Source organism: Mucilaginibacter endophyticus, from assembly GCF_003351025.1.
In the GTDB taxonomy this organism is placed as follows: domain Bacteria; phylum Bacteroidota; class Bacteroidia; order Sphingobacteriales; family Sphingobacteriaceae; genus Mucilaginibacter; species Mucilaginibacter endophyticus.
On the sequence record NZ_QPCG01000004.1, the window covers coordinates 583,107 to 608,271 of the forward strand.

Genomic DNA, 25,165 nt, shown 5'->3' on the forward strand with positions numbered 1-25,165 from the left:
AACCAAACATTAACCTATGAACAATATTGGAAACACGCTGCACGCAAAAGTGCACAAATGGATAGATACGATCGGGTTCCGGCTCAACACATCGCAAACCAACAGCAAAAGCCATATTACAACCAATCATTATTTTTTTGAAACCTTTAATTTTTTCGAAAAATCAAAGAAAAATAAACCGGAGGCCACTAAGTTTTTGTGCTTCGATGCTTACGGTGAAAAGATAAATGTAAAGTCGCTGCTTGACTTGCAGGTTGCTTTTTTTGATAATATTAGTCAGCTTAAATAGCAGGCGGGCCTTTTCTGACACCTATTCCTTATAGTATTAAGCAATTTGGCGGGGTTTTTAATATGCCCATAAAATAAAAAATCCCGCCCTAAAAATAAGGCAGGATTTTAAGAAGGATTTTTGAAGGGTTACCTCAAATTAGTTTTCAACATTGGTGCGTGGCCAGCAATTCATACTTCCTGTTTTCTCATTCAGTATATCCTGGTTAGCGGTGCTTATACCCCTGATCATTCCCCCTCCGATATTTACAACCGGTCTTGTCGGGTTAAGGGCTTCCTTTATCCTGAGGTGAAGGTCGGCATAATGAGCTGCTGTTATGGCATCGCCGCCTTTTGGTAAGCCGGTATCAATTTTCTTTAACTCGGCACGTACCATAGGCCTGATATCAGACAGTACGATGTTGATTGGGGTAAAGCCCCAACTCGCCAGCTGCGCGCTTGATACACCCGGGAACGAAAAGCTTGCATCTGTGTTTAACAGGTTTTTCAGATTTTCAATGTACCCTCTTTGCAGGTTACGCTGATAACCATCTGGTTTAGCGGTACCAAATATGCCGGTGTGCAGATCTGTTAATAATTGAGCTACGGTATATGCGTTAGCGCCGTTCTTTGCCTCATTATCATACATACGGGCCAACCTTGACGGATTAAGCTCGTTGCTCAATAGTGAAACCTGCATAGCTTTAATACGGTTTATGATAACGCCGTTATCAAATTTTGCGAGCTCCGGTTTGTTAATAAGCCATGATGGCGTAGCGTACAGTTGCTGATTTAAGAATAAAGCGGCTTCGCGCTGACGGGCCTTGCTCACAAAATCATATACAGCACCTTTTTGATCATAGGTTTTAAAGTTTTCGTTCATGCCGCCAATGTTGGTGGTTACATGGCCCATGTAACGATAAAACTGTCCTAAAACTTCATTGTATAATTCGTTAAGGTCGCTATAGTCCTCATCTTTTTTGTACGACCATTTTTCGAGGTTCGGCAAAATACGTTTCAGGTTGGCGATACCGTAAGCGCTGGCTTTCATGGCATTGTCGCCCAGGTCTTCGTTTTGTAAACGAGGGTCGATAGAAGTGCCCTGGCGACCGAAGTAGTAAACAGGGTTACCCGCATTCTTGTTGGTCCATACGGCTAATATTTCTTTTTCCTGCTCCGGAGTTTTATTACCCGGGAACCAGGTATATCCCCATTTAATAGACCAGTCATCATACTCCCCTATTTGTGGGTACAGGTGTGTAACGCCATCGCCGGGTTGGGCAATGTAGTTAAAACGGGCATAGTCCATGATAGATGGCGCGGTACCGTGTTTGTCGGTAAAGGTTTTTGAACGTAACGAGTCAACCGGGTAGGCATAGCTTGAACCAAAGTTATGTGGTAAGCCCAAGGTGTGGCCAACCTCATGAGATGATACAAAGCGGATTAACTCGCCCATCTGGTCGTCAGAAAATTGTGCGTGACGGGCATTTGGATTTACTGCCGCTGTTTGGATCAGGTACCAGTCGCGCAGTAATTGCATTACGTTGTGGTACCAGCCAACGTGGCTTTCCAGGATCTCGCCGCTACGTGGGTCGGCTACGTGAGGGCCATAAGCGTTTTCAACATCCGATGCAAAATACCTGATTACGCTATAGCGTGCATCTTCGGTACTAAATTGAGGGTCTTGTTTGGCTGTTGGAGCTTCTTTAGCAGTAATTGCATTTTTAAAGCCTGCCGACTCAAACGCTTTTTGCCAATCGTTTACACCCTGTATTAAATATGGCACCCATTTTTTAGGGGTAGCTGGGTCAATGTAAAATACAATTTGTTTTTTTGGCTCAACCAACTCTCCTTTTGCATAGGCAATAGGATCTTTAGGCTCCAGTTTCCAGCGGTGGATGTAAGCAGTAACCAGGGCTTTCTGCGCATTGGTGCCATAATCTGTTTGGCGCTGACCAAAAAAGCCCACGCGCGGGTCCATGATCCTGGACTTCATCGGAACTTTAGGTAACAGCAGCATGGAGGTGTTCAGTTCAAATGTTACCGCGGCGATGCTGTTATCGGTTGGCGATTCACCGGCGCGGTAAGTTTTTAAGGTGTGCGCCTCAATATTTATCGGGAAGCTTTTAATGGTATCGATGTATGAACGAGAGTTATCAACGCCCATGGTTTTGTAGGCTTTCTTGATATCGTCAGACAGACCGATAGCGGCGATATCGCCATTATAAAAATCGGTAACGTCAATTAAAACACCGGTGGTATCTTTGTTAAAAGCTTTTATTTCAAAAGAGGCCAATATTGCATCCAGGTTGGAGTTTTTAACCGATTGATACATATCGCTGGTGCTATCGGCACGTAACGAATAGCTTGGAACCCGGATAAATACCTGCTTATCGTGCTTTTCCCATTTCCAAACCTGGTCGTTAATTTCTTCGCCGCCGTACTGCTGGCCAAATGTCTTTAAGCCGCCTGGTGTTTTTACAAAGCGGGTAACCACAAGCATTTCGCGGTTAATTAACGAATCGGGTATTTCATAATAATATTTGCCATCAACTTTATAAGTATTAAAAAGTCCGCTATCGGCCTTGGTTTTAGCCGGAATAAGGTCGCTGAATTTTTTAATTCCCTCTTTTTTGGGGGCACCGGTTGTCGCGGTAGCAACAGTTCCGTTAGCTGTAGTAGTGGTTTTTAGTGTGAGGCTTTGGTTTGCAGCTTGCTTTTTGGTAGCGCATGAGCCAGCCAAAACAGCAAGTGCCAGTACTGAGCCGCGTAAATAAATACCCGGCAGCGAATGTTTTTTCATTTATTACAATAGTTTTAACCGTAAATTTATATAAAAAGCAGTTCTTTTTTTGCTGATAAAGCGTTTTATCATTAATAATTTACAAGTATTATTAATTATATGCGGCGTTTTAGGGTTAACACAACTTTATCAACCCGTTTATCATGATAAACTTCAAGCAACAGGCTCCTGTCATCTTTTGATTTAAAAAGTTCATCAATTTCCTGGAGGTTCATTCTTGAAACGGGCTTGAAATTCACCGATATTATTTCATCATCGCGTTCAAGGCCAATTTCATCAGCTGCCGAACCGGGTTCAACCCTGCTGATGACTATCCTTTCCAAATGATCACCTGCCGCATAATATTCAAGGCCGCTCATGTCGTGTTCAAAAGGATCATTATAGGTAAAGTTGGGTTTTAAATACATAGCGCTATCCGGGTAATCAAGGATAACTGTAAAGCGCTTCAGAATGCCTACGCCCAGGTTTCCATCTCGCGGAACAGCCAGGTGGGTTTGGTTATTGCCATCGTCCGGAAAAGAAGCTATTACTTTTTTCATCCTGAACTTACCCAGGTCAAACTCCTCCATCCTGCTTATAAAGCCATTTATGGGGCCATTTAAGCCAATACCCAGATTAGCTGAAGAAATGAATTTTTGCGGAAGCCCGTAGGTTTTGATATAACGCTCAATGGATACCGGGTGGCCTGCGCCAAGGTCAACAACCAGTTTGGTTTTTATGGGGGCGATACCAGGCATAAAGGCCTTAGCATATACATATGCTTTCCTGTCCTCAACAGACATTGGGATCTTATTCGATTTCCTGAACGGCTTAAGGTCTTTAGGCCTGCAAACGGTAAGGGTGCTGTCCTGGAAACTAATTTTTACCGCAAGGTTGTTAAAAAACTCATAACCAAGTAAGCCATGGATAGGCATGCCCGCATAGCCCGAAAGGTTAAATATATCTTTCCTTAAAATAGCTGCGGCAACATCGTAACTAACAAGGCCCGTTATAGCTACATCTAAAGTTGAGGTTACATAAGCTTCAGAATCCTCTCCCTCGCCAAGGCCGGGGATTTTTAATATACGTTTGTTAGGAATGCTGATAGAATCGGCTAATTTAGGATCGGTTATGATCATGAGGCCTACGCCTGTATCCAATATAAAATTAAAGGGCCCCTTATGGTTGATTTTGAGTGGGATGATCATCAGGTTCCGCTCCAGTTTGAACGGAATAGTCACCTTTTTTTTATGCACATCAAGATCAAAGTACTGGGCCCGGGCTGTGGCAGCAAAGCAAAATGTTAACACGAATGCAAGCCACAATGCCCCCGGGAGGCGTAAATTATAATATAGCTTGTGTAACAAATCGGTTATAGTTGGTGTATTAAATTTACGAGATTTATTTGTTAAATAATTATTTTATTATGCGAAAGTCAACAATTTCATTTCTGTTAATTGTTTGTGTTTTATCCCTTTGCCATGATACTATTTATGCCCGTTCAATAAAAAAAAGAAAGGTTAAAAAACTGTTCAGGCATTCGCAAATTGTTAATGATCATTTTACAGGGTTTGCCCTTTATGATTTGGACGAGCATAAAATGATATATGAATTAAATGCCGATAAATACTTCACGCCGGCATCTAATACCAAGCTTTTTACTTTTTATACTTGTCTTAAAATGCTTGGTGATTCGATCCCTGCATTACGCTACCAAACCCGGGGCGATTCGCTGATATTTTGGGGTACCGGCGATCCTTCCTTTTTGCATAGCGATTTAAAAGGGGTTAATGGGCTTAACTTTTTAAGGAATAGCAATAAACAGCTGTTTTATTCGCCAGGGAATTATACGGGCGAACTTTTTGGCGCCGGTTGGGCCTGGGATGATTATAACGATTATTACCAGGCCGAAATTACAGCCTTGCCCCTTGAAGATAACGTTGCCCTGCTTTATGCAGATTGGGACGGCAATATGCAGGTAAAGCCCAATTATTTAAAAAGGTTTTTGAATGCCGATATCAACTATCGCCCCAAACAGTTTAAGGTAAAGCGTGATGTTATCAGCAATAATTTTGTGTACCCGGCCGGTGAGATCCCGGTAAATTATAAACAGGAAATTCCATGGAAAACAAGCTTGCAGTTAACTATGGCGTTACTGCAGGATACACTGAAAAAGCAGGTGGCCCTGTTACAGGAACCCATGACCGCCGACGCCAAAACTGTTTACAATACCAGTGCCGATTCGGTTTACCGAAGAATGCTACAGCCAAGCGATAATTTTATCGCCGAACAATTGCTGCTGGTATGCTCGTCATTAAAATTTAATACCCTTAACACCGATTCGGTGATCAATTATTCAAAAACGCATTTTTTAAATGATTTGCCCGATGTGCCGCAATGGGTTGATGGCTCAGGACTGTCGCGTTTTAATTTGTTTACACCGCGGGATATTGTAGCCCTGCTGCTTAAAATTCAGGATGAGGTGAAAGACGAAAACCTGCTGCACAGCATGATGCCGATAGGCGGCGTAGCCGGTACAATCAAAAGCGCTTATAAAACAGATAACGGGCAGCCCTTTGTGTGGGCTAAAACCGGATCGTTAAGCAATAACCATAACCAAAGTGGCTACATTGTTACCCGCAAAGGCAAGCACCTGGCCTTCGCGTTCATGAACAATAACTTTACCCGCTCAACCCGCGAAATCAGGGATGAAATGGTAAGGATCATGACGTATATCCATGAGGAGTTTTAAAATGTATAATAAAAATATGCCATTGCGAGTGGGCAAAATTGGGAGCTTTGAAGGAAAACGACATTAACTCTTATTGTCATCCTGAGCGGGGAAAATAGGGACTTGTGAAGGTAAAATGACATATCCGCCGCGTCATTGCGAGGCACGAAGCAATCGCACAGAGGCAGGTAATGACTATTGTTGTATTGAACTTCCATCGTCGCGCTCCTGGCCGCGCGAAGCCAGGTACTTTTGTCGCCACAAAAGTACCCAAAAAGGCTTGCAGCAGAAAGGCTTCTTTGCCCGTACCCTACCCTAAGTCCACCACCCGGCCTTTGCCCTGCAAAACGAACAGAACCACGGGCTGCAATTATTTTGCCCCGATTCGCCCTATCCCCAGTTTCTGCAAAAACTTGCTATGCCCCTGCAGCCGCACATTCCCCGCATTGTTCTGTTCGTTTTCACCCGAAGCAGATCTGCTGCGAAAAACATCCGGTTTTAATTATGTCATGGGTAAGGCACGAAGGATCTTCTTCATCATGCATGGCGGCTCTGCATATTGCCTAAGATTCTTCGCTTTCGCTCAGAATGACAGACTCTTTTTTGACGTGTCGTTGGTAAGTGGAATTACGAAGCAACTGCACAGAAGCAAAGCGAGTAAACTCCCTTTTTGTCGCAAGTGTTGCGCGATGGATGATGCGGGGCTCACTTGTGCCCGGCTTGCTGTTCCAAAGAATCTAACCTTTTCCTTCTCCGTCCTTTTTTAAATTCCCTTCAAGTTGTGGGTTTTGGGCTGGAAGTGTTTTTACCCGGTGTTCAACTTCAGTTTGCTGAACATGAACCGCATAATCAGCCGGTTCAATATGGCTCCCGCTGGCCTCGGCGTAAACCTGCGTAAATTCGGCACCGATATATAATATTGCTGAAGTATAATAGATCCACACCAAAATCACGATGATGGAACCCGCCGCGCCGTAGGCCGAACCCTGCGCTGTATACTGTATATAAAGACTAATAAGGTATTGCCCAATCATAAACAGGATAGCTGTAAATACCGCACCGCTGCGTACATCGCGCCATTTGATCTTAACATCGGGCAGAAACTTAAATATGATACCAAACAGGGTGGTGATCACCACTAATGTGATACCCAGGTTTATGCCTTTAACAAGGATTTGTGTTATAGAATCAATCTGCGGGAAGAAGCGTTGAATCTGGTCTTGCACGGCACTTATCACAATATTGATAATAAGTGTAGCCAGGAGTAAAAACCCGAGACTGATGATCAGTGAAAATGATACAAAGCGATTTTTTAGCAATTGCACCCAGCCGCTTTTGGGTTTAGCCTTAACCCGCCATATCATATTGAGCGAGTCCTGGATCTCAATAAAGATACTGCTCGCACCTAATAACAGCGTCACAACACCAATAACAACAGCAATGCCCGATTTTCCGGACAATGCAAGGTGTTTTAGGGCGTCCTGAATTTGAGCTGCCGGCCCTTTTCCAACGTAATGAACAATTTCCGGGTATAAACGATCTGTTGCTGCATCCTGCCCAAAAACAAGCCCGGCAACTGATATCACAATGATTAATAAAGGCGCGATTGAAAATACCGTGTAATAAGCCAACGAAGCACTTAATTTTAAGCCGTTATCTTTTGAAAAGCCAGTGAAGGACGCCAGGAGTACCTTCCATAGTTGTTTAAAATGTTCTTTGCTAAAAAACTTCATGCCGGTAGATTAAAGGTTAACATCTGTTTGCGAAAGATTATACAATATTGATGCCTTTTGTAAGGTGTTTGTAATAAAAGGTGTAAGTTTTAAATGGAGGTATCAAAAGCGTTACAGCGCCTGAACCGGAATGTCCAGCAATTCGTACTCGGGCCAGCCGGTAAAGTCATAATGCCACCATTCGGTTGAGATCACTTTGAAGCCATATTTGGCCATTACGGTTTTTAATAGCTCGCGATTGGAAATTTCCTGTGCCGGTAAATCCATGTAGTTTGCACCGGCCTTACGGCTAAAGCTGTCAAAGCCCGTTGGCATGTCCAGTTCCTTCCCGGTTTTAAGGTTGATAAGAGAAAGATCGATAGCACAGCCCCGGTTATGCTTTGATCCCTTGCGCGGGTCGGCTACAAAATTGGTATCGGGGGCCATTTCATAAAAATTAACGGTAACGGAATATGGCCGGTACGCATCATAAATTTTAAGGCCAAGGCCCTGGGTTTTTAATTGGGCCTCCACCTGCTGCAGTGCTTTTACCACAGGCAAACGTGCAAATGCCTTAGCCGTTGTATACATGCGGCGGTGCATGAAATTGTTGGTGGTAGCATACCGGAGGTCTAAAACTATTTCCGGAATATATTTTTTGATCTCGACAAGCTGTTTATCTGGATTGGCCTTAACCTGTACTTTATAACGGGCAACGCCGCATATTTTTGTACTGTCGATATACTTATAATGCTGCGCGCTAACATGCAATGAGCCGGCGACAAATACCAATAAGATCAAATATCTGCGAAGCATATTATCTGTGAGATACGATCAGCAGGTCAAGATCTTTACATGGGATGGAGAAACGCTCGCCGATATGTTTATTGGTGAGCTGGCCGTGGTAAATGTAAACCGCATTCCGCACGCCGGATTTTTCCCAAATCAGGTTTTTGATGCCACCCATATCGCCAATATCAAGCAGAATAGGCGCAAAAATATTGGTGAGCGCATAGGTAGCCGTACGGGCAACACGCGACGCGATATTAGGCACGCAATAATGGATTACATCATACTTGCGGAAAACCGGGTGGGTATGGTTAGTAACCTCGGATGTTTCAAAGCAGCCACCTTGGTCAATACTTACGTCAATAATTACCGAGTCGCGTTTCATGCGGCTAACGGTAGCCTCTGAGATAATACATGGACTGCGACCGTCTTCGGCACGGAGCGCACCAATGGCAACATCGCAGGTGGTAATGGCTTTTTCCAACACAATGGGTTGAACAACAGAAGTAAAAACCCGGTTGCCAATATTGTTTTGCAGACGGCGAAGCTTGTATATTGAGGGGTCGAACACTTTAACTTCGGCACCAAGTGATATGGCGGTACGTGCGGCATACTCTCCTACTGTACCAGCGCCAAGAATCACGATTTCTGTAGGCGGAACACCGGTTATGCCGCCCAGCATCAGGCCTTTGCCTTCAAAAACATTGCTTAAATATTCGGCAGCAATGAGGATAGAGGTTGCGCCTACAATTTCGCTCATGGCCCTTACGACGGTCAAAATATTGCCTTCATCACGAAGATGTTCAAAACTTAAGGCCGTGATTTTTTTAGCCATGAGGGCTTGAATATTTTCTGCCTTGAGCGTAGCCATTTGCAGGGTTGAGATCAGGAGCTGTCCCGGCTTCATCATTTCAATTTCCTGTGCGGTGGGCGGGGCTATTTTGATGATGATATCGGCTTCATAAACCTTTTTGGTATCATAAACTATTTGGGCTCCCTGTTCACTATAGTCCTTGTCCGAAAAATTAGCGGCCTGACCCGCATTGTTTTCCAGTAATACATCGTGCCCATTGTTAACCAATAAAGCTACCGACAGCGGTGTTAAAGGCACCCGGTTTTCCTGGAAGGATACTTCTTTGGGAATGCCGATGTACAGCTTGTTTTTTTTGCTTTTTACCTCCAGCAACGATTCCTGGGGTTGCATCATTGCTTGCTTGGCAATATCCGAAAACCCGCTATAGATCCCTGAACTCATGATGTATTGTTTTAAAGGCTGTTGAAGATAATAAAAAACGATGGATGATAAAACTAAATATTTTCGATGCTGATGAGGCGCGAATTGGCGTCTGATATCTCGATCCTGACAGTGGTATAATGGATGGGAAGCAGGTCCGGAATTTTTTCGGGCCACTCAATAAAGCAGTAGGCATCACTGTAAAAATATTCTTCATAGCCCATATCCAGTGCTTCGGTTTGGTTTTTAAGGCGATAGAAATCAAAATGAAAGATCCGGCTGTCCCGGCCAATGTACTCATTAACAATAGAAAACGTTGGACTGGTGGCCTGTTCGGTTACCCCCAACTGCTCGCACAAGGTTTTGATGAGCGTGGTTTTCCCGGCCCCCATTTCGCCATAAAAAAGAAAGATTTTGTTCCCCGCCGAATTGGCCAGGATGGCTTCGGCAGCCTGCGGTAACTGAGATAGTGAATTTACAGATAGTTGCACGTGTAATGATGTTGTTCTATATCCAAAAATACTCAAAATCCCTAAATTATAAATTAGCCGTAAGTGCTTTAAAAAAGGCTTCTTTAGCTTCAATATGCGGGATGTGACCGCAATTGTCAAATTCAATCAGCTTACATCCGGGAATCCTCTTAGCGGTTTCCGGGCCTAATATTTTATACTGCCCATGTTTAGCTTTCTCTTCGTCGCTCAGCAACGCTTTGCCAACTATTGTTTTATCCTCTTTCCCTATGAATAATACAGTAGGCACTTTAATCAGTCCGAACTCGTAGCAAACAGGCTGCTCATAGATCATCTCAAATGTTAATGCTGCTACTTTGGCATAACGCGGGAAATCGGCACTTTTACTTACCCCTGCTCCAATGTTAACCAGGTATTCATACTCGGGTTTCCAGGATGTGAAGTAGGATGTTTGATAGTATTTCTTAACGCTTTCGTAGCTGGTTTTTAACTCGGCTTTGTAATCATCCTCTGCGCTGTTATAGGGTACAAAAGTTCGGTAATCTTCTAAGCCGATAGGGTCTTCAAGCAACAGTTTTTCCACCCTGTCAGGATACATCAGCGTAAAGCGGGTAGCCAGCATCCCTCCCATAGAGTGTCCCATTAAGGTGATTTTTTGTACACCTAAACTATCCAGCAGGTTTTTATTAAGCCTTGCCAGCAGATGAAAGCTATAGTGAATAAATGCTTTCGAGGATTTGCCAAAGCCGATCTGGTCAGGTACAATTACGCGATAGCCTTTCCCGGTTAGTGTCTTAATCACATCCGTCCAGTAATAACCACCGAAGTTTTTTCCGTGAAAAAGCATCACGGTTTTACCGTTTGGGGCAACCGGCTTTACATCCATATATGCCATGCGGAGATCCTGCCCTTCCACTTTGATGGGCATAAAGTTTACCGGATACGGGTACTTTACGTTTTCGAGTGTGATGGAAAGGGTATCGGACTGGGCATTTACAACAATGCTTGCCAATACGAGAGCAAGAAGTAACAGTATTTTACGCATACAAAAGATACAGGAGACGGAATTAAATGTTTGGCTCCTGCTGCCTAAAAAGGGAGTTTGACCTGTAGGTGACGATTGCTGCCTAAAGTAACAAGCTCGCAAGCGGGAAGGTGACAGGATGATATTAACAATGTAAAATATTCATTGCCGTTGGTTTTAACCAACGGAATAAAAGTTGAAAGGTCCTGGCTTTAGCCCAACTATACAAGCGGATTAGGCTGAAGCCCTCTTATTGTTGCTCATTACTCCGTTGGTTAAAACCAACGGCAATGAAGTTTTATCTACCGGTAAGCTATATCACCAAGCTTAAACAGCAGCTGCGAAGAACCTTCATGGTTGCTAAGGATGGCAAAGGAAATAAGAAATAAATAGTCATATAAACAAAAAAGTCCCACCACAAAGGCGGGACTTTCGGTTAATAGTTTAAATGTTATCAGGATTTTTTATTGCTATTAAACCCAAAAGGAACAACCACTTTGAAGCTGATATTACGCCCCATATTAAATATGCCCGGGTGTACACCTTCAGGTACGTTAGGGTTATCAAAATATTTAAGCCTGCTCATGTTTGATTGATAGTTAACATTGGCAAGGTTAGTGCCCTCAACAAAAAGTTTGATAACCGGCTGGCCAGCCTTGTTAACAATGTTGCCTCCAAAACCGGCGCTTAACAGGTTGTAGCCTGCTGTATAGGTTTCTGTGCCGTATGCAGCGAAAAAGCGGTCTTGAGCGCTATAGTGGTCAAACCCAACAAAGGCATAAATGCTTTTGATTTTACCAAAGCCCCCGTTAAATGTACCCCGCAGCTCGGAATGTGTATGCAAAGGCGGAATAAAAGGCAGATATTTTAAACTATCAGCAACCGGGCCGCCGTTACCTTTGTTTTCTCCATAGGTTAAGCTTAAGGCGTTTTCAAAATGCAGCCATGATATAGGGTGCAGGTCTACATTTACCTCGCCGCCATAAATGTGGGCTTTGCTTTGCACATAAGTAAATGTGGTATAACCCTGTGTATAAACCGGGCTACCATCGGCAGCTAATACCTGTTGCTGGTAAATATAGTTTGACAGGTTGTTGTTAAATACCTCAACACTGGCCGAAATATTTGGCAGGGTAAGGAAAGTGCCTATATCTTCCTGTAAACTAAACTCCGGTTTGAAATTTTTATCACCGATGTGGTAGATCTGTGAGCCCGGATCTGGGCCGTTGGCCGAAATTTCAGCTATGCTTGGCGCCCTGAAACCGCGAGAAATATTGCCTTTGATCAGGAACGCGTCTGACACATTATAAGTTGCTCCGAAACTGCCAGAAAATCCGCTGAACCTTTTGTTAAAGGAATCAAACTGTTTGGTGACGTTTGCTGTGGTTTCGGGATTGCTGCCGGTATATAACTGCGGGAATCCGTTGCGGCCAAGTGTATCAACATACGCCGCGCTATTGCTGAATGAGCGGGTATCGTACCTTGCGCCTGCCGAAAGGTCAAGTTTGCCGAAGCTCTTTTTTATTACAAAGAAAGGGCCTACATCAAACTGGTGATAGGCAGGTATGGGGAAATCCGTCGCGTCGCCGATGGTGTTGTTTTGGTACTGGCCGTTAATGCCGAAGGTTGTTTCATACTCGTTGCCGATGTTAAAGTTATACTTAACATCATATGTATAAGTAGTTAGGTGCAGGTTAAGCCCGGCAATGTCGCCGGCTTCGGGGTGGGTAAACTCACGACGGTGACTGTATTGATAGCCCAGGTTAACTGCCAGGTTTCCGTTACCTAAAATAAAGTTACTGTTATTGTAGATGCGGTAAAGTTGTACATGCTGGTGCAAAGTAGGGATGCTATACGAGTTTAAAACAGACTGCGGAACAATTGGCCTGAAGGCGTCATCTTCGGTAATTTGGCGGGTAAACTTGCGGGTAAGCGAGTCGCGACTGCCATCCGGAATAGCTTGTTCATCATCAAACACCGATGCATGCAGGTATGAGTAACCCCATGATTTATTTAGGCCCACCATTACGCGGGCATCTTTTTCACGGTAGTTGGTAGCGTATACACGGCCATCATGCTCATTCTGATAGTCCTTACTGCCTTTGGCCGAGATCACGGTACCCCAGATAAGACCGTTTTGGTTTCCCTGTAACCTGAACGAGCCATTATATAAGCCCTGGTTTGTACCGTACAATCCCTGAACCGAGCCGAGGATTTTCCCTTCGGGTACCGGTGCCGGTGATATCAGGTTTACCACGCCGCCGATAGCATCTGAGCCATAGGTTAAACTTGCAGGTCCTTTGATCACCTCAACCCTGTCTATCGAGTTTTGATCTACTTCAATACCATGCTCATCGCCCCATTGCTGACCTTCCTGGCGTATACCATCCTGCAGGGTGATCACCCTGTTGTAGCCCAGGCCATGAATAAATGGCTTTGATACGTTGGGGCCTGTAGTAACTGCGCTTACACCTGGCAGGGTAGCTATCTGATCAATAATATTGCCGGATGCCGCACGCTGCTCCAAATAGGTTTTACCTACTGCAACCATTGGTACAGGGCTGCGCTTTATTTCGGTGGCTTTGCTTACACCGGTAATAACAACTTCACCGGCTTCAAGCGATGAGGTTTGCATTTTAACATCAAATACACTTGTTTTTGAAAAGTCGACCCGTTGGTTAACGGTTAAATAGCCGATATAAGTTACCTGAACAAGGAAAACGCCTTTAGGGACGCTGCCGAAGCTGTATTTGCCGTTTACATCGGTAATAGCCCCTTTGCGTAAATCCGGAATGTTTACTGTAGCGCCAATGATTGGTTTGCCGTCGGCTTTATCGGTAATAGTACCCGAAAGACTGCCAATAGCATCTTCGGTTTTATTGTTTATAATAGTAGTATACTTGTTAGCAAATGCAGAAACCTGCACAAACGACAATATAATGAAGCTTATAAGCTTTAATTTCATGATGAAAATTTAAGAAAATCGATAATTACCGTTTAATGATAACGGAGTTGTTTTTAAGAAAAAATATAGGACAGCGTTATGCCCTAACCGGAGGTGCCCTCCCGGCCGACAGGATAAGCGCGATGCTTATAAAGTCATAATCGCCAGGCTTAAAAACATGATCGGATGTTACGAGGGGTATTAAAAATGAGGTATTGCTAACTGCCACAGCATCGGTATGGTGCATGGCATCGCACATTAAACATTTTTCTTTAACGGTTTGCCGGCCCTCTGCCAGGTGGTTGTGTTTGGTGATCCCCTTAATGAGGGCATGCTGGTGCGAATAAACCATATATTGCCCGGCCACAAAGCAGATAAGCAGCAGCCACGCGAATACAATATGTAGGCGGTTTTTTTTCACAGTCAACATTCCATATAACGGAATACGGCAAAAGTAAGTATTAAAACGGGAATATTAATGCAACATTGTAACAATAATGCTATCGTTCATTCGTTCACTTGTTCATTGGTTTATTGGTCCGTTCTCGCGTATACAGTCGCCGTCAAAACAAGTTGTCAAACTTTTCACTAATGAACCAATGAACAAGTGAACCAATGAACCTATCTTTGCCAATTATGACACCTGCCGAGATCAATAAAAAATGGGATGTGCTGCAGCAGCGGATAGCTGAGGACTTTGACAACGAAAAGCCCGATATTAAAGTGATGCTTTTTTTGATCGGGGTCCAGGAATTGGGGCAAGGTCCGCGGAAGTTTAGCAAGCGCCAAAAAGAAGAGCTGATGCATATTGCTACCTGCCGCTTAATGAGTATGATGGGTTTTTACGAACTTGAAGGCCTTGACCAGGATGGCTGGCCACACTGGAAGCGCGTAAAAGTAATCCCTAATTATACCCTGCTTGAGCAGGAAATGCTCATGAAATCGCTCATCGTGAATTACTTTGAGGAGATGGATGGAGAAAATTAGTGAGTGGTTTATTGGTTGATTAGGTGAATGGTTGGAGACGGATAATGTATTTGTAAAAGACTTTTGAGCTGGGGATACGTGCGATTCCCTCCCCAGGGAGGGTGTAGGGAGGGGTTTCTCGACTATACTTGTTAATTGGCAATGCGTATAAATCCCTACCTGCCGACACACTTGACAGCCGGACCCCTCCCGAGGGAGGGAACTTAAATTATTCGAACACCTATAATTTATCTATATCAACAATAAGGGTTATTGAAATCAGGAAAAAATCAACTCAATCAGCGAAATCAAAAACAATCAACGGTCTATGAAGAAACTTTTTACCTTAAGCGTTCTGCTATTAACCCTTACGGCCGCCTTTGCCGGTCCGCCTAAAAACCAGTATGTGCGCATCCATACTACTTATGGCGATTGCATCCTTCGCCTGTATAATGAAACGCCTTTGCACCGGGATAACTTTATCAAGCTTACCAAAAAAGGTTTTTTTAATGGTACACTGTTTCACCGGGTGATCCAGAATTTTATGATCCAGGGCGGCGATCCAGATTCGAAAGATCCGATAAAAGCCAAACCAGGTGCCGAGCTGGGCAATGGTGATGTTGGTTATACCATCCCGGCCGAATTTCGTGATAGTATTTTTCATAAGCGCGGGGTGCTTGCTGCCGCGCGTGACGATAACCCTAAAAAAGAATCGAGCGGCTGTCAGTTTTATATTGTAGAGGGTAAGCGCTTTACCGATGGTAAGCTGGATACGCTTGAAAATACAAGGCTTAAAGGCCGTAAGATCCCAACGTGGCAACGGGAATGGTATAAATCAGTTGGCGGTTCTCCGCACCTTGATCAAAACTATACCGCTTTCGGCGAAGTAGTGTCGGGCATAGATATGGTAGACCGTATTGCCGCTGTTAAAAAAGACGGGAACGATCGCCCGGTAGCGGATGTGCCGATGACTGTTGAGTTGCTGAGCAAAAAGGAATGTAAGCAGTTAGATAAAATTCTTTTCCCGAAAGTGAAATAAAAACCAATGTCATTTCGAACGAGGAACGAGAGAGAAATCTTATATACCTCGAACAGCCAATAAGCAAATTCGCTATGTCTGTCGCTCGTATAAGATTTCTCTTAAGCCCCCTTGGCCATCTTCAGCTCAGCCGAAATCACAATTTTGTCGTAGTTTCGTAATTCAAATTAAATCCGAAATCGAACATTCGAAATCTCATATGAAAATACTTACCTATAACGTAAACGGCATTCGTTCGGCAATAAACAAAGGCTGGCTGGCCTGGTTGCAGGCTACCGACGCTGATGTTGTTTGTTTGCAGGAAATTAAAGCGACGCCCGATGTGCTGACCGATCTTGGTTTGGTTGACCAGATGGGCTATCAGCATTACTGGTTTCCGGCCGAAAAAAAGGGCTACAGTGGTACGGCCATTTTTACCAAGATTTTGCCTAAGCATATTGAATATGGCTGCGGTATTCCTGATTTTGACCGTGAAGGGCGTTGTATTCGCGTAGATTTTGATGAGGTATCGGTAATGAGTGTTTATTTCCCATCCGGATCAAGCGGCGATGAGCGGCAGGTTTTTAAATATCGTTTTTTGGATGAGTTTGGCAAATACCTCACCCTGCTTAAAGTAGAATACCCCAATCTGGTAGTTTGCGGGGATTATAACATTTGTCATCGCCCTATTGATATCCACAATCCAAAATCAAACGCTAACTCATCGGGCTTTTTACCGGAAGAGCGCGAATGGATGGAGAACTTTATTGAAGGCGGGTTTATTGATACTTTCCGTCATGTAAATAAAGAACCACATAATTATACCTGGTGGAGTTTCCGTGCCGGGTCTCGCGGTAAAAACCTGGGCTGGCGTATTGATTATGCCATGGCCAGTACACCGCTTGAAGATAAGATCCGCCGCGCGGCAATATTGCCCGAGGCAAAACACTCTGACCATTGTCCGGTGTTGCTTGAGCTGGAGTTTTAAAATGTTAATTGATAAAATAAACAAACGAGCCGGAGATGTATCATCTCCGGCTCGCTTGTTTTTAACTAAGATTGATTTTCTTGAATTTCTGAGTTGGAAAATCTGTAGTCCCCTGAAGGTGTCATAGTAAAAGTAGGGCTGTCAGTCTGAGCCTGTCGAAGACTCGCGCGCAGAGGTCCTGCCCACCATGCTTCGACAAGCTCAGCATGACCCCGTTTTGAATAGATGATATTATTCCGCTACATCAATCACCAGCTTTCCATTTGCTTTGCCCTTTTCCAATACATCGTGGGCCTCGCTGCCGGTTGCCAAAGTAAATTTGCGTTCATCAACCAGTGGTATAAGTTTACCTGCTTCGGCAAGTTTGGTAGCTTCCTGCATGATTTCGCCATGGTGTTTACGGCCTTTCCCGGTGATCATAGGCATTAAGGTAAACACGCCGGAATAGGTAGCCCCGCGGAATGATAGTGGCGCCAGCTTGTGTTCGCCCCAGCCAAGACAGCTTACCACGTGGCCGGTATAATATTTAGCAGCAGTAAAAGAAGCATCTAAAGTTGCTCCGCCTAAAGTGTCATACACAATATCAAAGCCTTCGCCGTTGGTATACTCGTTAACATATTGTTCAACTGTTTTTTCGCGGTAATCAATAAATGTAGCGCCAATGCTTTCTATGTATTGTTGTTGGGCCGCGCTTCCGGTGGCATAAACATCTGCTCCGAAAGCTTTTGCTATCTGCACGGCAAGGTGACCAACACCTCCTGCCCCACCATGAACTAACACTTTTTGACCTTCGTGTACATTTGCCCTGTCAACCAGGCCTTCCCAGGCGGTTATGAAATTAAGGGGCATAGAAGCTGATTGACGCATACTCAGGCTTGATGGTTTTATGGCAAGCAGATCGGCATCGAAAGCCGCGTACTGTGCGTAGGTGCCCTGCAGGCCACCAATACCACCGGCAAGTCCGTATACTTCATCTCCAATTTTAAAGCGGGTAACGCCTGTGCCAATTTCTTCAACAATGCAGGCAAAATCCATCCCTAAAATGGCCGGTAGTGGTTGTTTGGCATGAGCGCCTTTGCCGGTACGGATTTTATTATCGAGCACGCTTACGCCGCTGGCTATAATGCGTACCAGTACCTGGCCTGCGGCGGCTACCGGGCGTTTAACTTCCGTAAGGGTAAAAGGGGCGTTCGCTTCGGAAGCTATCAGTGCTTGCATGATGGTTTTATTTTGAGTGTTCATTGTAGTATTTGCTTGGTTTTAATTACAATGCAAAGGTATACCGGCCACAGGATGAGTCTCTTGTACAAATCCTCGTAATAATTGTACATTTACACTATGGTTAAAGATAATTTATACCAGCCCTTTGAGATCGTGTTGCGCGAACCTCTCGAAGCTTGCCCCCGCAATGAACATTCACATAGCTTTTTTGAGTTTATTTATATAGTGAGTGGAACAGGTAAGCAATGTATCAACAACAGCAAGTTTACCTATAAGGCAGGCCACCTGTTTTTGCTTACTCCTAACGACTCCCACTATTTTGAAATTGCAACCCTTACGCAGTTTCTGTTTATCCGGTTCAATATGGCTTATATTAAAGATTATAAGCTGCCCGGTAACGCGGTTAAGCACTTGGATTTTATTCTGAAAAACGCGGCGCAGGCGCCCGGGTGTGTATTGAAAAATCAGGAGGATGTTGCTGTTGTAAAGCCCATTATGCAGGCCGTCATCAGCGAACAGAAAAAAAACGGCCTTTACAGTAAAGAGCTTTTGCAGCAATATATCAATACAGTTATTGTAATTGTTGCCCGTAATGTGGCCATGAGCATGCCCGATGAGGTAGATGAAAATACAGAAGAAAAAGTACTCGATATTCTGCAGTATATCCAGACCAATATCTACTCCCCCGAAAAGCTCAGGGTTGATGTTATTGCCGATAAAATGGGTGTTTCAGAAACCTACGCGGGCCGTTATTTCAAAAAGCATACTAACGAAACTCTGCAACAATACATTATTAAATACAAACTTAAATTGATTGAAAATCGCCTGTTGCATAGTAATATGCGCATGGTTGAAATAGCCAATGAACTTGGTTTTAATGATGAAAGCCACCTGAACCGAATTTTTAAAAAGTACCGTCATGTTAACCCTTCTGAGTTTAGGAAGATTGGCGGTGAGCCGTCTTTGGCTGTTTAGTGGTTTTGACCATTTGTTTTACATCTTACAGTCGATAAAAGCACAAATTTTTATTCCGAAAATTATATAAAATTGAAAATTTGATTAAAATAAATTCAAAAATTTCAAAATAATTTGCTTTTTTATCAAAAACACTTCATAAATTACAATTCTTAAAGATAACTGATTGTCAATTTTTAAACTATTGTAATTTTTCATGGAAGAATCAGCTTATTTTGATAAATATAGCCCAATTAATAATGTTTGGGACGAAATGTATGGCCTTGATGCTAATGTTCGTGAGCATTATCGTAAAGTTATTGACTACATTTCAAAAGAATCGGCAGATGATCTGAATAAAAAGGAAGAACTTGCCAAACGACTTTTCATGAGCCAGGGCATTACCTTTACCGTTTACAACAGCGGCGAAGGCATTGAAAAGATCTTCCCTTTTGATATCATCCCCCGTATTATCACTGCCGATGAATGGGCCTTTGTTGAGCGGGGGATTAAGCAGCGCCTTAACGCGCTTAATCTGTTCCTGAAAGATATTTACCACAATCAGTTTATTGTAAAGGATGGCATAGTACCCATTGATATCATTTACTCGTGCCCGCATTTTTTACGTGAGATGTACCAGCTCCAGGTACCCTATGATATTTATGTGCACATTTCAGGTATCGACCTTATTCGTGATGAAGATGGTACTTTTTATGTGCTGGAAGATAACCTGCGTACCCCGTCGGGCGTAAGTTATATGCTCGAGAACAGGGAGATCACCAAGCGGTTATTTCCCGATCTGCTGCCGCAATGCAGCGTGCGGAGCGTTACCGAATACCCGTCGATACTATATAAAAACCTGCTGGCCTTATCGCCTCGGCAAATCCATAACCCAACTATTGTTTTACTTACGCCGGGCATTTATAACTCGGCCTATTTTGAACATACTACGCTGGCCCGTTTAATGGGTGTTGAACTGGTAGAGGGGCGCGACCTGGTAGTGAATAACCACAAGGTATACATGAAAACCACAACCGGCCTGCAGCAGGTTGATGTAATATACCGCCGAGTAGATGATGAGTTTCTTGATCCGCTGGTGTTTAACCCGGAAAGTATGCTGGGCGTAGCGGGTTTGATGGGGGCTTATCGTAAAGGCAATGTGGCCATTGTAAACGCGACAGGTACAGGTGTTGCTGATGACAAGGCGGTTTATGCCTATGTGCCCGATATGATCCGCTATTACCTGAACGAAGAACCTATCCTCAAAAATGTGCCAACACACCAGCTGGGTAACCCCGATGAGCGCGAAATGGTATTTAAAAACCTCAATAATATGGTGGTTAAAAAAACCAATGGCAGCGGAGGCTACGGGATGCTGATGGGGCATGCGGCAAGCGAGCAAGAAATAGACGATTATAAAAAAGAGATCCTTAAAGATCCCCGTAACTTCATAGCGCAGCCAACCATCAGTCTTTCAGCCGCGCCATGTTATATGCAGGGCGAGTTAAAGCCGCGCCGGGTTGATTTAAGACCTTACGCGCTTTATGGTCCCGATGGCATTGAAATAGTACCGGGTGGTTTAACCCGGGTGGCCTTAAAAGAAGGCTCGCTGGTGGTTAACAGCTCGCAGGGAGGCGGTAGTAAAGATACGTGGGTATTAGCCTGAGGTGAAAGAGGAAGGAATAGCGAATAAAATCCCCTCTTGAGAGGAGGCGCGAAGGACCGCGCGGTAGCAGGGGTGTGTTTCTGGGATGAGTTTATTACAACCATAAACACACCCCTACACCCCTCTCAAGAGGGGAATCGCACAAGTCCGCGTTTTTTGAATAAAGTACAAAAGTATAATTAACAAGGCCGGCGATTTTACCGCCGGCATAATCATTCCCCCTTTAGGGGGTTAGGGGGCATTATGTTAAGCAGGGTTGCAGCAAGTTTTTATTGGTTAAGCCGTTACATTGAGCGCAGCGATGGTATGCTGCGGATGCTCAAAATTAATTATGCCTCATCGCAGGATACCGTGCAGGAGTTTACCTGGGAGCCTGTTATGAGGATTTTTGCAGGTTTGGATGCCGTTGAGGCCGAAAAGCTGGAAAATGACAGCCGGTCGGTTTTAAAGTACATGGTTACGGGGAAGAGCAATCCCAATTCCATACTCAACATTATCACGCTCGCGCGCGAAAATGCCCGGGGGGTACAGGAACACATCACCAAAGACCTTTGGCAATGCCTTAATGAATATTACCACACCGTAAAAGACGTGCGTTTGGAACGTGCCCTGCACCGGGAGGATCCAATAGGTGTGCTGGATGTTTTAATAAAACAGGTGATGCTTTATTATGGCACGGTTGAAATTACCATGGAGCGCGGCGAGGGCAGGGCCTTTATGAATATTGGTAAGTATTTGGAACGGGCCATCCAGTCGGTTGATATCTTGGATACCAAGTTTAGTTCGATAAGTGATAACCCCGACCTGCTTACAGATACCACTTACTGGAAACACCTGTTGCTTTCCCTTGGTGGTTATGAGTTATATTTAAAAACCTATCGGGAGGGTTTTGAGGCCGAAAACGTACTGGAGCAGGTTGTGCTGAATAACGACTTTCCACGCTCGGTTATTTATTCGGTAAACAATATTCAGCGTTATTTCGACAGGTTAAAAAACGACAGTAATGCAGATGATTACCGGGAGATGTCGTTCCAGATAGGCAGGCTGCAAAGCCGTATAAAATACAGCTCGGTAAAAAGCATTAAACAGGAAGGTTTGCACCTGTTTCTTACCCAGATCAGGAGCGAACTATACGGTGTGGGTAATTCATTGAACCAGCACTATTTTGCTAATTCATAAAAACGATTTGAAAATGTGTCGATTTGAAAATTTGAAGATGTTTGCTCAACGTCATTTTCAAATCAGCTAATTAACTAATTAAAGAAAAGATGCCTGAATTTAAGATCCAACACATCACCAAATACACTTATGCGGGCCCTGTTCGTGACAGCGCTAACCAGATCATTCTTTTCCCCATAAAAGATGAATACCAGGAGGTGGTAAAACAAGAGCTGAGCATAACCGGTAACCCTGTGGTTGATACCCATATTGATTATTATGGCAATGAGGTTGGCAGTTTTACTTATAGCGATCAGCACAACATGCTGGTGATTAATTCAAAACTGGTTGTTGTTACGCGTCAGCGTCCATTGCCGGTGAACGATATTTTTCCGGAGCAACAGTGGGAAGCCCTAAAGCGCCTGCAATACATGGTGCCTTACATTGATTTTTTAAAACAGGAATATTTTGAAGGCCTCCCCGAGTTGCAGGAAATAGTTGAACAAGAGCGGCGTAAGGACGAAACGCCTTTCCAGGTCGCCCTTCGTTTTTGTGGCTGGGTGTACAATAATTTTGAATACATCAAAGGTGTAACCACAGTTGAAACCACGCTTGATGAGGTTTGGAAACTTAAAGCAGGCGTTTGCCAGGATTTTGCCCATATTTTGATGGTGATGCTCCGTCAGCTTAGAATCCCGTCACGGTATGTAAGTGGCTATATCTGTACCCATAGCAGCGCCATGCGTGGTGAAGGTGCTACTCATGCCTGGGCCGAGGTGTATGTACCCGACTACGGCTGGCTTGGCATCGACCCAACCAACAATTGCATCGCGAATGAAACCCATGTGCGTTTGGCTGTAGGTCGCAATTTTTCCGATTGCTCGCCGGTTAAAGGTGTTTACAAAGGCGCATACGGTCATAAGCTTGAAGTATCAGTTGTGGTAGATGATGCCGATACTATTGTTTTTGAAGATAAAACCCATGAAGCGCCAGCTATGCACGCGGTGACCGAGTTTCCTAAAAACAGCTATCAGCGATATATGGAGATCATTCAGCAGCAACAACAGCAGCAGCAGTAGCAGTTTGCAGAGAGTTCTTTTAAAAAGTCATGTCATTGCGAGGAGGAACGACAAAGCAATCTCGTAGCTATACAAGTCGGATATGCATTGGCTACGAGATTGCCACGCTTCGCTCGCAATGACATGATTTTTTAACCAGCATTTTCAACCGATACTCATCTTTCGAGTATTTATGGATATAACAGCATAGTCACCTAATCTCAATTCAAGAAATCCTTAAATCAAGCCAATCAAGGTTCCACGCTCTGATAAAAAGCAACCAGCTTGGGGGCTACAACATGCACGTCGTGTTGTTCTTCAATCAGGCGGCGGGCGTTGAGGCCTATATTGCGACAAAACTCCTCGTCGGTAATGCAGCGTTCAATGGCATCATAAAACTCTTGCCGGTTATTGGCAATTAGGATGTTTGAACCATTGGTGAAATTGATGCCTTCGGCTCCTAATGAGGTGGAGATGATACATTTTTCCATGGCCATACCTTCTACTATCTTAACCCGCATGCCTCCGCTTGAAAGCAGCGGTACTACCATGATAGCCTTGCTGTTTACAAACTCCGAAGCGTCGTCAACCTCGCCCTGGATAAAAATCTTACCCATCACCTCGTAATCATCAAAGCTATCGGGAATGTTATGGCCGGCAACATAAAACCTTACGCGCAGGTCGCCATCGGTAAGGTCTTTATAAAAGTTCTCAATAAACCATTCGATCCCCTCTCTATTCGGCATCCAATCCAATGAGCCAAGAAAAAACAAGCTCGGAAATTCTGTTTTGTTATAGTTGGGCTTGTAATCGGGCAGGGAAATACCAACCGGAAAAATTTCGACCGGGATAGTGGCGCCGTATGACAACAGCGTTTTTTTATCCTCGTTAGTAAATACCGCTATAGCATCAAATTTATTGAGTTGTTGCAACTCGTAATCCTTTACCTTGCGTGCCAGCAAATGCAGGTACCATTTCTTAAACAGGTCGCTTTTTTGCTGGGCGAGGCGCATCCATACCTGGTGTTCAATATTGTGCGACCGATAAATCAGCCTCGCTTTCGCATGCTTACGGACAGCAGCCAGGTAAGGTGTTACAAACAGTCCCTCAAATTGGATAACATCGTATGTTGTTTGGCGTAGTTCGCGCAGCAGCAGCTTTTCAAATTCGGCATCGTAATAACGGTCGACATCGTTTGATTTTTTGCTGAACAGGTTGCCTATGGCATCAAGTACAGATACGTTGATGTTGATATCGTACGATGTGTATTGGATTTTTTGCAACAACTCATCTTCGGTGGTTTGAACGCTGCCGTGATATTTTTTTCCGTTTAAAGCTACCAGCGCAACTTCGTGCCCAAGAGCAATCAGCCCTTTAATGGTATTGCAAACCACAATGGCATAGCCGCCATTTTGCGGAAATGGTACACGATGTGTTAAAATTAGGATCTTCAAACGGTGGATTGGGTTTTTAACAAAAATACCATCCTGACGGTGGTATTCAAAACTTCATTAAAAAATACTTAACTGCGGATCGGTTACCCTGAAAGTACGGCGGTGATATGGCGTAAAACCAATTTTCATTACCGTTTCACGATGCTTGGTTGTTGGATAGCCTTTATTGGTATGCCATTCATACTCCGGATGCTCGGCTGCTATTTGCATCATATAATCATCACGGTAAGTTTTAGCCAATATGGATGCAGCCGCTATGCTGAAATATTTTCCGTCGCCTTTGATGATGCACTCATGCGGAATGCTCCGGTATTTTTTAAATCGGTTACCGTCTATGATCAAAAACTGTGGTTCGAGATGTAGTTTTTCAATAGCGCGGTGCATAGCCAGGAAAGACGCGTTGAGGATGTTGATCTCATCTATCTCCAGGTTATCAACAGAGGCTACAGCATAAGCGATAGCTTTTGCTTCAATTTCAGCGCGGAGCTGGTACCTCACCTCTTCGGTAAGTTGTTTGGAATCGTTTAGCAGGTGATGGTCAAAATCGGGCGGCAAAATAACCGCAGCGGCAAAAACGGGCCCTGCAAGGCATCCACGTCCTGCTTCGTCGCATCCTGCTTCCAAAAATTCGTATTGGTACCTGGCTGATAACATCCTGCAAATATAATAAGTGTAGTAAACGGGTTAGTGAAGTAATTAGTATTATCCGTTTTTCAACATAGTGGATTA

21 protein-coding genes are annotated in these 25,165 nt (G+C 44.1%); 9 read left to right on the plus strand and 12 right to left on the minus strand.

Annotated elements, in window-relative coordinates; all coding sequences use genetic code 11:
* Nucleotides 1-16: 16 nt before the first annotated feature.
* The gene (locus DUL71_RS19425; RefSeq protein WP_112574212.1) at nucleotides 17-289 is read left to right on the plus strand and encodes a hypothetical protein; all 273 of its coding nucleotides are present in this window, start codon (nucleotides 17-19) and stop codon (nucleotides 287-289) included.
* 138 nt (nucleotides 290-427) lie between these two features.
* Here DUL71_RS19425 and DUL71_RS19430 read toward each other — a convergent pair whose 3' ends face one another.
* Nucleotides 428-3,070, minus strand: coding sequence for a zinc-dependent metalloprotease (locus tag DUL71_RS19430; protein WP_114939647.1), 2,643 nt, complete (start codon nucleotides 3,068-3,070; stop codon nucleotides 428-430).
* A gap of 95 nt (nucleotides 3,071-3,165) precedes the next feature.
* Entirely contained in the window at nucleotides 3,166-4,416 is a 1,251-nt protein-coding gene (locus DUL71_RS19435; RefSeq protein ID WP_154402437.1) for an aspartyl protease family protein, read from the minus strand.
* Nucleotides 4,417-4,475: 59 nt separating this feature from the next.
* Between DUL71_RS19435 and DUL71_RS19440 the strand changes: the two genes are divergently transcribed.
* Nucleotides 4,476-5,801 (plus strand): D-alanyl-D-alanine carboxypeptidase/D-alanyl-D-alanine-endopeptidase, encoded by a 1,326-nt coding sequence (locus tag DUL71_RS19440; protein ID WP_244228798.1) that lies wholly within the window; start codon nucleotides 4,476-4,478, stop codon nucleotides 5,799-5,801.
* Nucleotides 5,802-6,517: 716 nt separating this feature from the next.
* Here DUL71_RS19440 and DUL71_RS19445 read toward each other — a convergent pair.
* From DUL71_RS19445 to DUL71_RS19475, 7 genes are all read right to left on the minus strand, one after another.
* Nucleotides 6,518-7,513, minus strand: coding sequence for a YihY/virulence factor BrkB family protein (locus tag DUL71_RS19445; protein WP_114939650.1), 996 nt, complete (start codon nucleotides 7,511-7,513; stop codon nucleotides 6,518-6,520).
* A 111-nt stretch (nucleotides 7,514-7,624) separates the two neighbouring features.
* Nucleotides 7,625-8,308, minus strand: coding sequence for a M15 family metallopeptidase (locus DUL71_RS19450; RefSeq protein ID WP_114939651.1), 684 nt, complete (start codon nucleotides 8,306-8,308; stop codon nucleotides 7,625-7,627).
* Between the two features lies 1 nt (nucleotide 8,309).
* Nucleotides 8,310-9,536, minus strand: coding sequence for an alanine dehydrogenase (locus DUL71_RS19455; protein WP_114939652.1), 1,227 nt, complete (start codon nucleotides 9,534-9,536; stop codon nucleotides 8,310-8,312).
* Nucleotides 9,537-9,589: 53 nt separating this feature from the next.
* Nucleotides 9,590-10,006, minus strand: coding sequence for a tRNA (adenosine(37)-N6)-threonylcarbamoyltransferase complex ATPase subunit type 1 TsaE (gene tsaE / locus DUL71_RS19460; protein ID WP_114939653.1), 417 nt, complete (start codon nucleotides 10,004-10,006; stop codon nucleotides 9,590-9,592).
* A gap of 46 nt (nucleotides 10,007-10,052) precedes the next feature.
* Nucleotides 10,053-11,030: an alpha/beta fold hydrolase gene (locus tag DUL71_RS19465; protein ID WP_114939654.1), complete on the minus strand. Its 978-nt coding sequence runs from the start codon at nucleotides 11,028-11,030 to the stop codon at nucleotides 10,053-10,055.
* A 433-nt stretch (nucleotides 11,031-11,463) separates the two neighbouring features.
* On the minus strand, nucleotides 11,464-13,974 hold the full coding sequence (locus DUL71_RS19470) for a TonB-dependent receptor (protein WP_114939655.1): 2,511 nt from the start codon (nucleotides 13,972-13,974) through the stop codon (nucleotides 11,464-11,466).
* A 76-nt stretch (nucleotides 13,975-14,050) separates the two neighbouring features.
* Nucleotides 14,051-14,374, minus strand: a complete 324-nt coding sequence (locus DUL71_RS19475) for a hypothetical protein (RefSeq protein WP_154402438.1) — start codon at nucleotides 14,372-14,374, stop codon at nucleotides 14,051-14,053.
* Nucleotides 14,375-14,589: 215 nt separating this feature from the next.
* On the opposite strand from DUL71_RS19475, the gene DUL71_RS19480 reads away from it, so the two are divergent.
* The 3 genes from DUL71_RS19480 (at nucleotide 14,590) to DUL71_RS19490 (ending at nucleotide 16,925) form a co-directional block, all read left to right on the plus strand.
* Nucleotides 14,590-14,940, plus strand: coding sequence for a hypothetical protein (locus DUL71_RS19480; protein ID WP_114939657.1), 351 nt, complete (start codon nucleotides 14,590-14,592; stop codon nucleotides 14,938-14,940).
* A gap of 307 nt (nucleotides 14,941-15,247) precedes the next feature.
* Complete coding sequence (locus DUL71_RS19485) at nucleotides 15,248-15,958, plus strand: peptidylprolyl isomerase (RefSeq protein ID WP_114939658.1); 711 nt, start codon at nucleotides 15,248-15,250, stop codon at nucleotides 15,956-15,958.
* 199 nt (nucleotides 15,959-16,157) lie between these two features.
* The gene (locus DUL71_RS19490) at nucleotides 16,158-16,925 is read left to right on the plus strand and encodes an exodeoxyribonuclease III (RefSeq protein ID WP_112572827.1); all 768 of its coding nucleotides are present in this window, start codon (nucleotides 16,158-16,160) and stop codon (nucleotides 16,923-16,925) included.
* Between the two features lie 231 nt (nucleotides 16,926-17,156).
* Here DUL71_RS19490 and DUL71_RS19495 read toward each other — a convergent pair whose 3' ends face one another.
* Nucleotides 17,157-18,167: a zinc-dependent alcohol dehydrogenase family protein gene (locus DUL71_RS19495; protein ID WP_208645600.1), complete on the minus strand. Its 1,011-nt coding sequence runs from the start codon at nucleotides 18,165-18,167 to the stop codon at nucleotides 17,157-17,159.
* A 96-nt stretch (nucleotides 18,168-18,263) separates the two neighbouring features.
* Between DUL71_RS19495 and DUL71_RS19500 the strand changes: the two genes are divergently transcribed.
* The 4 genes from DUL71_RS19500 (at nucleotide 18,264) to DUL71_RS19515 (ending at nucleotide 23,003) form a co-directional block, all read left to right on the plus strand.
* Nucleotides 18,264-19,121: an AraC family transcriptional regulator gene (locus DUL71_RS19500; protein ID WP_114939659.1), complete on the plus strand. Its 858-nt coding sequence runs from the start codon at nucleotides 18,264-18,266 to the stop codon at nucleotides 19,119-19,121.
* 196 nt (nucleotides 19,122-19,317) lie between these two features.
* On the plus strand, nucleotides 19,318-20,766 hold the full coding sequence (locus tag DUL71_RS19505; RefSeq protein ID WP_114939660.1) for a circularly permuted type 2 ATP-grasp protein: 1,449 nt from the start codon (nucleotides 19,318-19,320) through the stop codon (nucleotides 20,764-20,766).
* Between the two features lie 243 nt (nucleotides 20,767-21,009).
* Nucleotides 21,010-21,945 (plus strand): alpha-E domain-containing protein, encoded by a 936-nt coding sequence (locus tag DUL71_RS19510; protein WP_112572818.1) that lies wholly within the window; start codon nucleotides 21,010-21,012, stop codon nucleotides 21,943-21,945.
* An 89-nt stretch (nucleotides 21,946-22,034) separates the two neighbouring features.
* Nucleotides 22,035-23,003, plus strand: coding sequence for a transglutaminase family protein (locus tag DUL71_RS19515; protein WP_114939661.1), 969 nt, complete (start codon nucleotides 22,035-22,037; stop codon nucleotides 23,001-23,003).
* A 230-nt stretch (nucleotides 23,004-23,233) separates the two neighbouring features.
* Here DUL71_RS19515 and DUL71_RS19520 read toward each other — a convergent pair whose 3' ends face one another.
* Complete coding sequence (locus tag DUL71_RS19520; RefSeq protein WP_114939662.1) at nucleotides 23,234-24,436, minus strand: glycosyltransferase family 4 protein; 1,203 nt, start codon at nucleotides 24,434-24,436, stop codon at nucleotides 23,234-23,236.
* Between the two features lie 57 nt (nucleotides 24,437-24,493).
* The gene (locus DUL71_RS19525) at nucleotides 24,494-25,090 is read right to left on the minus strand and encodes a ribonuclease HII (RefSeq protein ID WP_114939663.1); all 597 of its coding nucleotides are present in this window, start codon (nucleotides 25,088-25,090) and stop codon (nucleotides 24,494-24,496) included.
* Between the last annotated feature and the right edge of the window lie 75 nt (nucleotides 25,091-25,165).

Excerpts from the sequence above, each read along its gene's own strand:
- DUL71_RS19430 (WP_114939647.1), bottom strand. The coding sequence starts at position 3,070 with ATGAAAAAACATTCGCTGCCGGGTATTTATTTACGCGGCTCAGTACTG.
- DUL71_RS19465 (WP_114939654.1), bottom strand. The coding sequence starts at position 11,030 with ATGCGTAAAATACTGTTACTTCTTGCTCTCGTATTGGCAAGCATTGTT.
- DUL71_RS19490 (WP_112572827.1), top strand. The coding sequence starts at position 16,158 with ATGAAAATACTTACCTATAACGTAAACGGCATTCGTTCGGCAATAAAC.
- DUL71_RS19500 (WP_114939659.1), top strand. The coding sequence starts at position 18,264 with ATGGTTAAAGATAATTTATACCAGCCCTTTGAGATCGTGTTGCGCGAA.
- DUL71_RS19450 (WP_114939651.1), bottom strand. The coding sequence starts at position 8,308 with ATGCTTCGCAGATATTTGATCTTATTGGTATTTGTCGCCGGCTCATTG.
- DUL71_RS19495 (WP_208645600.1), bottom strand. The coding sequence starts at position 18,167 with ATGAACACTCAAAATAAAACCATCATGCAAGCACTGATAGCTTCCGAA.
- DUL71_RS19425 (WP_112574212.1), top strand. The coding sequence starts at position 17 with ATGAACAATATTGGAAACACGCTGCACGCAAAAGTGCACAAATGGATA.
- DUL71_RS19480 (WP_114939657.1), top strand. The coding sequence starts at position 14,590 with ATGACACCTGCCGAGATCAATAAAAAATGGGATGTGCTGCAGCAGCGG.
- DUL71_RS19470 (WP_114939655.1), bottom strand. The coding sequence starts at position 13,974 with ATGAAATTAAAGCTTATAAGCTTCATTATATTGTCGTTTGTGCAGGTT.
- DUL71_RS19515 (WP_114939661.1), top strand. The coding sequence starts at position 22,035 with ATGCCTGAATTTAAGATCCAACACATCACCAAATACACTTATGCGGGC.
- DUL71_RS19505 (WP_114939660.1), top strand. The coding sequence starts at position 19,318 with ATGGAAGAATCAGCTTATTTTGATAAATATAGCCCAATTAATAATGTT.
- DUL71_RS19440 (WP_244228798.1), top strand. The coding sequence starts at position 4,476 with ATGCGAAAGTCAACAATTTCATTTCTGTTAATTGTTTGTGTTTTATCC.
- DUL71_RS19510 (WP_112572818.1), top strand. The coding sequence starts at position 21,010 with ATGTTAAGCAGGGTTGCAGCAAGTTTTTATTGGTTAAGCCGTTACATT.
- DUL71_RS19525 (WP_114939663.1), bottom strand. The coding sequence starts at position 25,090 with ATGTTATCAGCCAGGTACCAATACGAATTTTTGGAAGCAGGATGCGAC.
- DUL71_RS19445 (WP_114939650.1), bottom strand. The coding sequence starts at position 7,513 with ATGAAGTTTTTTAGCAAAGAACATTTTAAACAACTATGGAAGGTACTC.
- DUL71_RS19455 (WP_114939652.1), bottom strand. The coding sequence starts at position 9,536 with ATGAGTTCAGGGATCTATAGCGGGTTTTCGGATATTGCCAAGCAAGCA.
- DUL71_RS19485 (WP_114939658.1), top strand. The coding sequence starts at position 15,248 with ATGAAGAAACTTTTTACCTTAAGCGTTCTGCTATTAACCCTTACGGCC.